8 protein-coding genes and 3 pseudogenes are annotated in these 12,827 nt (G+C 67.5%); 2 read left to right on the top strand and 9 right to left on the bottom strand.

The annotated features are described in order from the left end of the window. Window positions 1-229: 229 nt before the first annotated feature. A pseudogene (locus K9S39_RS04855) lies at window positions 230-846 on the bottom strand (transposase); the annotation flags it as partial. A 204-nt stretch (window positions 847-1,050) separates the two neighbouring features. On the opposite strand from K9S39_RS04855, the pseudogene K9S39_RS04850 reads away from it, so the two are divergent. Beyond that, window positions 1,051-2,260, top strand: a pseudogene (locus tag K9S39_RS04850) (IS110 family transposase). Window positions 2,261-2,271: 11 nt separating this feature from the next. Here K9S39_RS04850 and K9S39_RS04845 read toward each other — a convergent pair. Continuing rightward, a pseudogene (locus tag K9S39_RS04845) lies at window positions 2,272-2,745 on the bottom strand (winged helix-turn-helix domain-containing protein); the annotation flags it as partial. 460 nt (window positions 2,746-3,205) lie between these two features. Between K9S39_RS04845 and K9S39_RS04840 the strand changes: the two are divergent. Further along, window positions 3,206-4,777, top strand: coding sequence for a phosphatidylinositol-specific phospholipase C domain-containing protein (locus K9S39_RS04840; RefSeq protein WP_248862128.1), 1,572 nt, complete (start codon window positions 3,206-3,208; stop codon window positions 4,775-4,777). A 688-nt stretch (window positions 4,778-5,465) separates the two neighbouring features. On the opposite strand, the gene K9S39_RS04835 is transcribed toward K9S39_RS04840, so the two are convergent. The 7 genes from K9S39_RS04835 to K9S39_RS04805 form a co-directional block, all read right to left on the bottom strand. Continuing rightward, a complete protein-coding gene (locus tag K9S39_RS04835; RefSeq protein WP_248862127.1) occupies window positions 5,466-7,154 on the bottom strand; it encodes an IclR family transcriptional regulator C-terminal domain-containing protein in 1,689 nt (562 codons plus the stop codon). 5 nt (window positions 7,155-7,159) lie between these two features. Beyond that, window positions 7,160-7,726, bottom strand: a complete 567-nt coding sequence (locus K9S39_RS04830; RefSeq protein ID WP_248862126.1) for an RNA polymerase sigma factor — start codon at window positions 7,724-7,726, stop codon at window positions 7,160-7,162. A 354-nt stretch (window positions 7,727-8,080) separates the two neighbouring features. Beyond that, window positions 8,081-8,437 carry a hypothetical protein gene (locus K9S39_RS04825; protein ID WP_248862125.1) on the bottom strand — a complete coding sequence of 119 codons (357 nt, stop codon included), beginning with the start codon at window positions 8,435-8,437 and terminating at the stop codon, window positions 8,081-8,083. A gap of 154 nt (window positions 8,438-8,591) precedes the next feature. After that, a complete protein-coding gene (locus K9S39_RS04820; protein ID WP_248862124.1) occupies window positions 8,592-9,170 on the bottom strand; it encodes a vitamin K epoxide reductase family protein in 579 nt (192 codons plus the stop codon). Between the two features lie 70 nt (window positions 9,171-9,240). Then, window positions 9,241-9,963: a deiodinase-like protein gene (locus K9S39_RS04815; protein ID WP_248862123.1), complete on the bottom strand. Its 723-nt coding sequence runs from the start codon at window positions 9,961-9,963 to the stop codon at window positions 9,241-9,243. Between the two features lie 209 nt (window positions 9,964-10,172). Then, window positions 10,173-10,808: a hypothetical protein gene (locus K9S39_RS04810; protein ID WP_248862122.1), complete on the bottom strand. Its 636-nt coding sequence runs from the start codon at window positions 10,806-10,808 to the stop codon at window positions 10,173-10,175. Window positions 10,809-11,228: 420 nt separating this feature from the next. Further along, window positions 11,229-12,593: a dihydrolipoyl dehydrogenase family protein gene (locus K9S39_RS04805; protein ID WP_248862121.1), complete on the bottom strand. Its 1,365-nt coding sequence runs from the start codon at window positions 12,591-12,593 to the stop codon at window positions 11,229-11,231. Between the last annotated feature and the right edge of the window lie 234 nt (window positions 12,594-12,827).

Here is a 12,827-nt window from a genome sequence, read left to right as displayed (position 1 = left end):
GCACCGTGCCCCCCCTTGTCCTGGTGTGCCCGCGCGGTGCAGGCACGCAGGAGGAGGCTAGGCCGGATCCCGGCGGGGAGACCCCGAGGACTTGCGAACCCGTGCGCTGCAACAGCGCATGTCGGCCACTTCGGTGTCGCTACCCCGTCCCCCGGGGGGCGCGGGTGCCGAGGCGTCTCGTGAGCTGCGATGACGTACCCACCGAGCCCGTTTTACTGACTTCGGCTCGTCAGGGTGACGCTGGATCGTCGAGGGACAGGCCGGTTCCGGCTATGAAGCCGTCGAGGGTCTCGGGTCGGTACTGGAGGCGTTTGAGGCGGTTGCGGACGAGTGTTTCCAGGCGGTCGAGGGCGACGACAGCGAGGTTGGCCAGGCTGCGTTTGACGTGTGCCCACACCGCCTCGACGGGGTTGAGGTCGGGCGCGTAGGCGGGCAGCAGGAACACCGTCAGCCACTCGCGCTGGGCGATCAACTCCCGTATGGCGTGAGAGACATGGGTGTTCAGCCGGTCCCACACCAGCACGATCGGCGCCTTGACCAGCTGGTGCACGCCGTCGATCAGCGCGACGAAGTCGCGTTCGCTCATGCTGCGGCGCTTGCCGGCTCCCGCCCGGTGGGTGCGCAGGCGGTGGCACAGCCGGGTGCGGGACCCGGGCCGCATCGCGATCAGCCCGGCCACCGACAGCCGCCCCGAGCGCCGCCCGCTGACCGTCACGACCGGGGTGACGCCACGCCGGCCCCACGTGCGTCCTTTGGGCGGCCGACGGGTGAAGCCTGCCTCGTCCTCGAAGCAGACATAGCCGCCGCAGGCCGCCCGGGCTCTTCTACCTCCGCCCAGGTCGCCTCCGTAAGTTGTTGGGCGGCCCGGGAGGGCCGGGTGTGGCCCAGGTTGCCTTGCCTGTAGTGGCTCGGAAGGAGTGGCCGCCCGGCTTTCCGGGGCGCCCTGGCTGCTGATTGAGATGTGCGCGCCTTGTGCGGTCGCTGATTACGGAGATGACAGCGGGGTGTTCCTCGGGCCGACAGCATGATGTTGGAGACGAGGAGGGGCGCGTGCGCAAGGAACGGGACCGGGTCTGGGCCGGCATCGACGCCGGCAAGGCTCATCACTGGGCCGCAGTGGTCGACGAGACCGGAGCCACCTTGTGGTCGAAGAAGATCGACAACGACGAGTCTGCCATCCTGGCTGCGCTCGGCGAGATCCTGGCCCTGGCCGACGATGTCCACTGGGCGGTGGACATCTCCGGCACGGCCTCCGCGTTGCTGCTGGCCCTGCTCGCAGCTCACGGCCAGCGGGCCGTCTACGTGCCCGGCCGCACGGTCAACCGGATGTCCGGCGCCTACCGGGGCGAGGCCAAGACGGACGCCCGCGACGCCTACGTCATCGCTGAGACCGCCCGCCACCGCAACGACTTCACCGCGATCGACGTGCCGGCCCAGCTGGCCGCCGACCTCGCTTTGCTCACCGCCCACCGCCCACCGCTCCGACCTGGTGGCCGATCGGGTAAGGATGATCAATCGGCTGCGCGACGTGCTGACCGGCGTCTTCCCCGCGCTGGAGCGGGCTTTCGACTACTCGGCGCACAAGGGTGCGCTGGTGCTCCTGACCGGCTACCAGACTCCTGCCGCCATCCGGCGCCGCGGCCGGGCCCGGCTGACGGCCTGGCTAGCCAACCGCAGCGTCCGGAGTGCCGATACGGTCGCCGCCACCGCCCTGGAAGCCGCTCAGGCCCAGCAGACCGCGCTGCCCGGCGAGGACATCGCCGCCCAGATCGTCGCCGACTCGGCGGCGCAGATCCTGGCCTTGGACGACCGGCTCAACCGGATCGACAAACAGATTCGCGAGACCTTCCGCAGTCACCCGCAGGCCGAGATCATCGAGTCCCTGCCCGGGATGGGGCCAATACTCGGAGCGGAGTTCGTCGTGGCGGCGGGCGATATGTCTGCCTACGCGGACGCCGGGCACCTGGCCTCGGCAGCCGGGCTCGTGCCCGTTCCCCGCGACTCCGGCCGACGGACCGGCAACCTTCACCGGCCCAAGCGCTACAGCCGTCGCCTACGCCGGGTGTTCTATCTGTCGGCGCAGACCAGCATCATCCGCGACGGCCCGAACCGGGACTTCTACCTCAAGAAGCGCGGCGAGGGCTGCAAACACGTTCAAGCTGTCATCGCCCTCGCCCGACGCCGGGCCGGGGTGCTCTGGGCACTCCTGCGTGACGGACGGCTCTTCACCCCCGCCCCGCCGGTCGCGCAAGCGGCTTGACTTCGTCATTGAGACTCCTTCCACAAGGTCACGGCCTGCTCGTCGCGCTCGGCCACCCGCCGTGCGGGCACCTGCGGGCTGAATCCGAGCCGGTGCATCAGCCTGGTGGCACCCGAGACGCTGTAGGAGACGTGGAACTTCCGCCCGATCAGCGTGGCCACCCGCGCGGCCGTCCACACCTGGTCCTCCACCCAGCCATGCGCGGCCGGCCCCTGCTCCAGGTACACGGCCAGCTTCTCCAGACAGCGCGACGACAGACGGCACCGCGACCCGCTCGGACCGCGCGAGGCCAGGGCCTGCACACCGCCTTCCCGCCATATCCGGTACCACTGGTAGGCCGACTTCCGGCTCACCCGCAGCCGTTGCGCCACCTCCGGCGGCTTGACCCCCTCATCCTCATCGAACAGCTCGGCCGCCTGCATGCGTACCGTCTCCCGGCGCTGACGTCCCGCAGCGGTGAGCCCGCCGCCATCCGCATACCTCACCCACCACGAAGTACAACCAACACCCCAGCCCCATCAGGGGAACCAGGAAAGATCACCCTGACGCGCCGAAGTCAGTAGTCGTGTCCTGTGAGGGCCCTTGACCATGTGCCTCCGCGACGATGGCGGCGGTGGCCCGGCCCTTCTGTCACTCCGTTGACCGGTGCGCGTGGACCAGGTGTGGACCAGGATTCGGGCTCTGTGCCCGCTCGCAATGCAGGTCGTGGGGCTCGGGCGAGTGCAGGCTTGTGGCCGTGTTGGGGCGTGTTCCGGCCGTTCATGTTGGTTCACCGAAGCGGAATCAGGCGTCCGCTGTAGCGTCCTAGCGAACTGCCCCTGTCGGCCGGGGACCGGTTACTGACGGGGCCCGGCATGCCCAATCTCGTGGCCACAGAGGTGCTCCAGCCGCTGACCAGCTCTGCCCAGTACAGCTTCCTTGAATGACCGCAAAAGGAGCCACGTCATGCTTCACACAACTACCGACCGCAGCAGCGACGAGCCGTCGCCGGAACACGTCCCGTCCGCTGCGGACAGGGCAGCATTCCTGTCCGAAGTGACACTGGAAACAGCTCCCGAGTACCAGGGCGACGAGACCGTCGCGTTCGGCGACTCGATACCAGTACTGTCACAGCTGAACAACTGGATGTCAGGCATACCCGACGAAACCAAGGTGACCGACATCTCGATCCCGGGCACGCACGAGAGCTGCGCTGTCCACGACGACACGGCTTTCGGGTATGGACGATGCCAGGCCCAGAGCCTGGAGTGGCAGCTCAACAACGGCATCCGATTCATCGACATCCGCTGCGCCCGTCGCAGCTCGCAGTATTTCGAAGTGTTCCATGGCGATATAAACCAGCACCTATATTTCGGCAGCGTACTGCAGATGTGCCACGAATTCCTCAAGGCACGCCCCACCGAGACCATCTTCATGCGGCTCTCGCAGACCAAGTCCAATGCGTCGACTGCCGACTTCCAGCGCACCTTCGAAGATATCTATCTCGACCAAGATGGATGGCGATCCCTGTTCCACATCGAAAATACGTTACCGACTCTCGGTGCTGTTCGCGGAAAGATCGTGCTGGCGACCAGTGGTCCCTACATCGGCGGACTCAACCTCGGCTCAAGCCTGTTCGACACCCAGGACAACTGGGATAAGCCGGGAATAGACGCCAAGGCATCCTACGTTCGCAATCACCTGATCAAGGCGGTCAACGCCGGGGCATCCAAGTCGAAGATGTTCCTGAACTACACTAGCGCGACAGGCGTTCCTCATACCCCGTGGGGTTATGCCCAGAGAATTAATCCGTACACTCTTCAGGAACTAGCTCGCTTACACGACCGCACAAAATCCGTGGGCGTGGTCCTGCTGAACTACTGCGACCGCCCCCACAACTCAACCTCCGGCGGATACACCAACATGATGACGGCAGTCATCAACATGAACCGCATACGGCCGTGGACACCACAGATCACCGTTCCGGTGCAGAGCCAATTCACCGAAACAATACCCGTGTTCAGCGGCACCGGAGGAGAGCCGGGGGAAACCATCACGGTGGTCAAATCTGGAGAACCCGGAACAGTACTGGGCACCACCACTGTAGACCGCGGCCGGAAGTGGTCGGTTCCGTGCAACCGGGAGCTGCCAGAAGGTCGGTACTCGATCAACGCACGACAGTCGAACGAATACGGACAATCGGACTGGGGGCCGGACCGCGTCTTCCATGTACGAGAGCAGGTTTCTCCGCCACCCCGACCTCCGGAAATTGTCGAACCAAGACATCTGGCATCGGTATCACGGCGCCCGACCTTCAAAGGCACCTACGGAGAGCCGGGGGCAATTATCACCGTCTGCAAGAGGGGTGATCCGAATACCGTGCTAGGCGAAACGCGTGTGACGAATGGCGATATGTGGTCAGTCCAATGCAACCGGGACCTGCCCATCAACCGCACGTACGAGATCAGCGTCAAACAGTCCAATCCCGGAGGCTCCTCGGACTGGGTACATCGCATCTTCGATGTGTCGCCACTGTAATCACTGGAGAGGATGAGGGCACGATTGCCGGAGGCCCGAGGAGGGCTTTCCAGCGCCTAACTTCGATCTTGCATGAGGGGCCGTCAGCTTGCTGGCGGCCTTTCTGCTCACTGAGAGCGGAGGTTTCTGCTGGTGGATAGGCCAATAGCCCGGCTGTCGCGTCGGGTGGGCGCAGGGTTCCACGGGCTCTGGGGTGGTGCTAATCGCAGGGGCGGGACGCTGCTGGTCAGCCAGGGTTCGGGAGGGCATTTAGCTGAGCGAGGTCATTCGAGGGCCACGGGGCGAACGTAAGGGGCAAGATCGCTCCCAGCTAACCGGCGACCGTGGACGGTGCCGTCAGGCTGAACGTCTACTGCGATGCAGGACACTTGGTAGTGCGGCTCCGGGCTGGGCTCCGTCTGCTTCGGCGGGCGCCGGGATCCGCGGCCCGGAGGCGAGGATTCGGAGGCGGGGCGGGCGTCGTTGTGCGGCATGTGTGACGGGATCCTTCCAGAGTGTCGGTAACAAGTTCTGCACTCTTAGGCCGCGGGATGCGTCCGGTCCGGCAAAGAATCTCGGGAACCTCCATGTGACCCTCGTCACCTGAACATCTCGGTATCCCGGGCGACGAACGGGCATGACGAACTGCCAAGCCGCCGCCGATGAAGATCGCCCCGCCCCGCGTGAGACGCGGGGCGAGGGAGGCCGTTCAGCGTGGGCTTGCGTATGTCTGGGGCAGAGCGTGGGCTGCCCCCAGGGCGGTGGTGTGGTCGGGTTCTTCGGCGACTGCTGGTGGCTGGTGGCCGGTGGCTGCTTCGTCGGTCAGCATGAGGGCCAGGAGCAGTGGTGCGGAGCGTTCGCTGAGGGCGCGGGCGGCTGGCAGGAGTCGGTGGCGTACTCCGGCGGGCAGGGACAGCGCCACGCAGGTGGCTCGCCCGGGGATGCCGAGCGGGAAGGCGGCGCAGACTTCGCGTTGGGAGTACTCCAGCAGGTCGAACTGCGCGGCTTGGGGGCCGTGTCCGTCGAGGGCTTCGAACAGGGCGCGGGGGCTGGTGATGGTGCGGTCGGTGAGTTTGATCGGCCGGTAGCGGGCGAGGTGGTTCATGCGGCTGTCGAAGTCGAGTTGGGCCAGCAGGCTTTTGCCGACGGCGCTGGCATGTGCTGTGTCGCGGAAGTCGACCCACTCCGTCACCGCGGGAGCCTGGGGACTGTAGGCGGACTGGAAGACCGTGACGTCTCCGTGGGTGTAGCCGCTGACGTAGACGGCGGCGCCGAGGTGGTCGCGCAGTCCGGCGAGGGCCTGTTGGAGGAGCTGGTCGCGCTGCTGGGGGTGGCGGGTCATGTTCATGAGCGGGCCGGGGAAGTGGGCGCCGGCGACGGTGGAGATGAGGTGCTGGCCGCGCAGCCAGTGCAGCAGCCAGGCCACGGCTGCGAGCGGAAGTCGGCTGCGGCGGGCCAGGGTACGGGTAGTGATCCCGTCTGCTGCGTCGACGAGGTGGAGGATGTCCAGGGCTCTGACCGCGGCTTTCCACTGCTGGGGGGTGTCGGTGTGTGCGGGAGTCCTGCGGGCCATTTCCGTCAGTGCCGCCGGCCGCAGCGCATGGACCGACCACCCGGGCTCGTGCCCGCCGCTCTCGTCTGCTGGGGCACTGGGCGTTGGCGCCGGCTGCTGAGGGAGTGGCAGCAGCAGTCCTTCGCCGCGGTGTGCAGTACCGCACGGGGCGGTGAGGCGGGGGCGGTCGGCCGTGGAGGCGTCTGTTTGCGGTCCGGGTCCGTGAACGTGGTCCAGTCTGGGGGCCGGTACCCGAACGAGCCGGGGCAGCGCTGCCTCCTGTCCGCCTGGCGCGGTGTGTTGGGCTGGCGCGACTTCGCCGCCCCGGTCGGCAGCTGCCGACTGGTGCGGTTCTGGGCCCATACCTGTGCGGACTTCGTCGATGAACTGCGGATCCTCGATCACCGGGGAGACGGGGCGGTCGGCCGACGTGCCGTGCTCTGCCGTCTCCAGCAGCGCACGGGCATCGCCGTGTCCGTGCCGTGCAGCCTCCGCAACAAGGAACCGCACGTTCTCACTCCGCCCCGCGTCCCCCGCACGTGCGGCCAGGGCGGCCATCCGGAACAGCGCCCCGGGATGGCCGGCCTCGGCGGCGGCGCCCAGCCAGTCTGCGGCCGGCAGCAGTTCGTTGCGGCCCAGGGCCTTCGAGCCCAGCCGGTACAGCGAGTTGGCATGCGACCGTTCCTGGGAGGTCAGCGCGTACATGTTGGTCAGGGGACCGAAGTTTCCACACGGCCGGTCCCAGAAGTCGGGCGGGCCGGCCAGCTGGGCCAGCAGTTCCGCGAGCCCGGCGGGGACCACGGGCTCCGGGCACCGCGCCCCGTCGCGGTGGTCGTACCTGCTCACATCCCTCACCTGTCCCTCTCCCCGTGCTGCTGCTTCTTCCGGTGCCCGTCCCGAATATGCCCAGCAAGATTGCGTCTTAGATCCGCAACTGCCTTATTTCGCAGGTTATGGAGACGATGTGCAGGTATGCCGAGCTTGGTTGTGATCTGCACGTCGCTCAGCCCCCGGCTTTGCAGGTCCACCACCTTTCGTCGCAGGCTTTCCGGCATCCCCTCGATCGCCGGGATCACCAGCTCCTGCAGCACCCTTGAGCCGCCATCCACCACTGCCCGAGTCTCTGGCGCAGCATCGAATGCGTCGCCGCTCATCAGCACCAGCCGTCTGCCGCGCTGCTGCTCACGGCACCAGTCCAGGGCGAGATTGCGGGCTGTCCGCCGCAGATACGCCATCACGTTCGTCCCCGGCGGCAGTTTCCCGGCGTCCGCCTTCGACCCCACCCGCAAATAGGCCTCCTGCGCAATGTCCTGGCACGCGGCCAGCGACAACCCCCCAAACGCCCGCCGCAGCGCAAAGCGCGCGAGTTCCAGGAATCCTGGAAGCCATTGGCCGTGAACCTGCGCGCAGATGGCCATTCTGCCGTCTCTTGCAGCCGGGTTGCCAACTTCGCTATGGCCGTCGGTGGTTGGCGCCTGAAGAGGGGAACTGCGGACGAACAACCCCTGGGAGTGGCCGGCGAGTTGGTACGGGCAGGTGGACACACTTGGCCAGATAGGTTGCGCGTGTACATCAGGTCGAGGAAAGCGGCAGGTCATGCGACGTCAGCAGTGGGGGTGGGGGCACGCCCCTGCGGCGCCTGCTCGCCGTCTCGTGCTGTTCAAGATGCAGCACCGTCACACCAGCGTCAACGCAATCGGCTGGCCACTGGACTCCGAGCGCCGGCGTCTGGCAAGAGCAGCGGTCATCTTCCACGGGGCCTGACGGTCCTTTCAGAATGTGAGGACCTGGTATCCCTTGCTGATCAGGCTGCGGAGGCTCGGGTGGCCCTCGTACTCGTCCAGTAGGGGGACATCCGCCTGCCGGGAGCTTTCCTCGGCTTCGAACTGCTTGGCGCAGAACTGGCACGTTCCCGCCACAACTGTGGTGACAGCCTCGTAAGCCTGGTGAGCCTGGTGGTTCGGGTCGGCGAAGACGCCCGGCCACTTGGTACCGGCACCATCAAAGATGAGCCGTACGTCATCACCTGCTTCCATGCATTCCTTGGCTGTGACGAGGGCGTTGTACGACCGGCCCAAGTCGGCGTGCGTTTCCGTGTCAGCGAGAACGATGAGGGCGACCTTGCTCATTACGCACCATCCTTATGCTGTTGAGTAGTCGAGTGTTCTGAGAGCGGCTCAGCGTTGAGAGCTGATCTGCCGTCAAGCCGAGCGGGCCCGGGCCGGAACGCTGTTCGCCGATCACCTTGGCGGTAATGACGTCGAGGGCGACGGTGCCGGGCGGTCACCTCCTCCGCCGCTGGATCGTGGACAACGCGGCTCGTGCTTCCGTAAGGAGGGGCGGCACAGCAGCGAGATGGCAGGCCGCGGCCAGGGTGCACCAGGAGCAGACTCGGCGATGCTTCGTCAGCTGCTCGGCGAACAGCACAACCGACATGCCCGCATCCGCGACGCCCTTTCCCGCGGCCGCCAACGCCACCCACGGATACCTTTGATGCCGTTGGCGGCTCCCCATGCCGGTGAGTACCAAGGTGGTCGCTGCACTGGTCAGTCCCAGTGCCGCATCAGGGGTGCGCAGGAGGGCGTACGCCTCGCCGCTCGCGTCGACGCGCTCGGCATCCAGCCCGGGGAGAGGCGGTTCGGGAAGCCGCCTCAGCAGTCCGAACTGGTACAGGCCGACCACCGCATACGCGGCGGATGCTCCCAGGTTCAGCGCGGCGACGCGCCGCCGCTGTTCGAGGAAGTCACCCGTACCGAGACGCAGATCATCGCTGATCTGTTCAGCCGGGACGGAAGAGGCGCGTCCGATGCCCTTCCGGGCGCGTGCATCTCGGGCGGATACGCCGATTCGCTTTCTCCTCATCGCAGCCGTGCCCTTTCCGGAAATGCCCAAGGCATAGACGTGCAGTGGAGTGCGTATGCCGCCGGTCGCGTCACGTGGGCACCTTCTCGCGGCGGTGCTTCATCAGCCCCATCACCCGTGCCATGGCATACATGGGAGGCGCAGCCTTGCGGACGTCGCGCCGCGCCGTGGGTCCGGAGAGTGTCAGCATGCGGTCCATTTCTGCGACGCCGCGGAGCATCGGCACCACACGTCCTTGGTGCTCGCCTACCGAGGGACGCCCGGACAGCACATTCTCCAAGGCTGCGCGCAGGATCGGCTCGCGGTCGTCGGACCAAAGGACCCGGAAGCTGACCCGGCCGTCTGCGCCCATCAGGTAGGCGGCGTTCGGCTTGGGGTCGAGCCGGCGGTGCAGCGTCCCGTCGAGGTCGTCGACAGCGACGGGCCATGGGAGCTGGTCACGGGCCTTGAGATCGCGTGCGTGATCCATCTTGCGGTCGAACTGGTCCGGCTGCGGGTACCGATCACCCGGATGGGCTTCGCGTACGTAGAGCGTCACGAACGCTATGCGATCACCGAATTCGGCGTGGAGCCGCTTCAGGGCCGGGTCCGCGGCCGCGGTCATCGGGCAGGTCACCGATCCCATGGTCAGGAGCAGGGGAGTGCGACCGACGAAGTCGGACTTGGCGAGCCGGTCACCTTCCACCGTGGGCAGGTCGAAGTCCGGTATCTCTTCGCCCGGCCGCGGTCCTCCATGGAACCGCATGTCCTCGACCACCAGACGGGTATGGAAGTGCGGGTATCGATACGTCATCGTTCTCCGGGTTCCTTCCGCGTGCGGTGACAGACAGCGCACCATTGCTTTCGAAGGCGCCGACGGGGTCGGTTAGCTGCCTGCTGTCCGTGGCCTTTGCCCCGAGGTGCAGCACAGTGTCCACCTCCCGGCTGGCCTGTGGCCTGGCCCACAGCCTGCCCCTGGCGGGGTTCGCCCAGGACAGTGCCGCCATGCCGAGACCGAGTCCGTTACGGCTCCGTGGGACCTGGCCGGTACGGGGTGCCAGGGGTGGTGCCGCCGGTCGCAGTCGCGGTGGGTTGTGGCTGGGCTCGACGTGCCCGCTCAAACGGTCGTCCGAGGAAGAACGGCACCAGCAGCAGCCCGAAGATCAGCGGATGGACGAGAGCTTCGAAGAGCTGATCCGGCCCCTGGGGGCTGGTGAAGAACTCGAAGACGGTCCTGCCGAGGATCTGGAAGTTGAGCATATACAGGGCCAGTCCATAGACGAGGGCACCGAGCACCAAGGCGGGCACGTTGCGCAGCAGCGGGACGAGGAGCAGCGCGAAGCCCATGCCGAAGCCCAGCGAGAGGCCGATGTGGACCGTCAGGCCCAGTATCGCTTCGGTGGGGTTGGCAACCGGCATGTCCGAAGCGTGGAAGACCGTGGACATGGCGTACAGCGGCGAGATCCCCGGCATGCCCTGGCTCACGGCGTACCACATGTTCGCCAGCAGGAATCCCATCCCGGCGAAGAACCCCGCAGCCGCTCCGCGCGCGAGCAGACCGCCCAGGTCGAGTGGACGGAGTTCGGGCTCGCTGATCACATGAGGCATGTGTGGCATGTGCATGTGCGGCGCATGGGGCCGCTCCTTCAGAACCGCCATGCTGACTCACCTTCTCTCGGGAGGGAGGGTGGACGCCCGCACCGTGCAGTCCGTACGGGAGAGCCACCTCCAACGGATGCCGCATTCCGGGAACCCGGTCGGCCGCTGCGACCATTCCGCTCCGGGCAAGATTTTCTTCCCATGGCCGGCGGCCATGGCGCTGTGCACTCATTGCCGTAGCGCATTGCCGGGTTCCCCGCGGGATCCTTCCGATGCGCCCGCGCTGGCTCGCGCCAGAAACGCACCACACGCGCTGCTCCAATCGGCTGGCCCGGCGGCGCCTGACACGTTGACGGAAGGCCATTCTTCCGCGGAAGGCTCTTATTTTGTCTCTCCATACTTGCGCTGCAGCCGTCGGTTTCCCAGCGGCCGTTCGTCCCACCGGGTCGGGGCCCGCATAGCTCCGTGTGTCTCTGCGGGTCAGCGTCGGCGCAGTGCCGCGAGGGCGTCTTCCACGGCGCGGTGGAAGGTGGGGTAGGCGTACATCATGTGCCGCAGCCGGTCGACGGGGACCTCGGCCTGCACCGCCACGACGAGCCCGTAGAGCACCTCGCCACCCATGGGCCCGGCGGAGGTGGCGCCGACCAGTACTCCGCGGTCGGCGTCCTCGACGAGCTTGATCAGGCCCTCGTTGCCCGCCTTGTGGATCCAGCCGCGCGCCGAGGACGGCACCTGGGCGATGCCGGTGCGTACCCGCAGGCCCTTCTCGCGAGCCTGGGCCTCGGTCAGGCCGACCGAGCCGACCTCGGGATCGGTGAAGGTGACCCGGGGCAGCGCGCTGTAGTCCGCGTCCGGGCCCATTTCGCCGAGGATGGCGCGGACCGCGATCTCGGCCTGGTACATCGCCACATGCGTGAACGCTCCGCGCCCGGTGACGTCTCCGACACCCCACAGGCCGAGGGCCGCGCGCAACTGCTCGTCCACCTGCAGGGCGCGGGCGTCCGGGTCGAGGCCGACCGTCTCCAGCCCCAGCCCCGCAAGATTGGCGCGTCGCCCGGTGGCCACCAGGAGATGCTCGGCGGTCAGCTCCTCGCCACCGTCGAGGCTGAGGGTGAAGGTGTCGCCGTCGTGGCGCACGCGGGTTGCCCGTGCTCCGGTGCGTACGGTGATGCCCTCAGCGCCCAAGACATCGGTGAGCAGGCTGCCGGTCTCGGGCTCCTCGGCGGGCAGCAGCCGGTCCGTCGCCTCGACGACCGTGACCGCGGTGCCGAAGCGGGCGAAGGCCTGGGCGAGTTCGAGGCCCACGGCTCCGCCCCCGAGCACGATGAGCGACGGCGGGCGCTCCTTGGCGGCGATCGCGTCGCGGTTGGTCCAGTACGGCACCTGGTCCAGGCCCGGCACCGGAGGGATCTGCGGGCGGCTGCCGGTGGCAAGCACAACCCCGCGCCGGGCGCTGAACGTCTGACCGTCGACCTCCACCCGGCCAGGGCCGCTCAGTCGCGCGCGCCCTCGGACGAAGTGCCCGCCTTTGCCGGTGAACCGGTCCACGGCCACCTGATCATTCCAGTCGTCGGTCGCCTCGTCGCGGATCCGGTAGGCAACCGGCCCGAAGTCAGGGCTGACCTGTGCCTGCCCAGCCATGCCGGGGATGCGGCGGGCCTCCGCGAGCAGGTTCCCGCCGCGGATCATCATCTTGCTCGGGATGCAGGCCCAGTACGGGCACTCCCCGCCCACCAGCTCCGCCTCGATCCCGACGACGCCCAGGCGCTCCCCGGCCAGGCGCTCGGCGACATGCTCGCCGCCCACTCCCATCCCGATCACCACTACATCGGTCTCCTGCGCCATGGCTGTCTCCTTGCTGGTGGTGCGGCCGGGTTCCCCGGCGTATACCCGGAACCCGGTCGGCGGTCCCGCGCCGTCCCCTTCAGGTCCCCCGCGCGGCGGCGCTTCCTTGGGGCGGGCTATCCGCTGTTCTCAGAGGTTCGGTGTTCTGCTGACTGCCGCCTCCTGGAGGGCGCCGATTACGGGCCGGGCCGCCGCTGGGACGAGCTACCGTGCCCGGATGGCGGCCCATCCTGC

Source organism: Streptomyces halobius, assembly GCF_023277745.1.
In the GTDB taxonomy this organism is placed as follows: domain Bacteria; phylum Actinomycetota; class Actinomycetes; order Streptomycetales; family Streptomycetaceae; genus Streptomyces; species Streptomyces halobius.
Note: the sequence above shows the minus strand (reverse complement) of the source record. Positions and strands in the feature narration are given on the sequence as shown.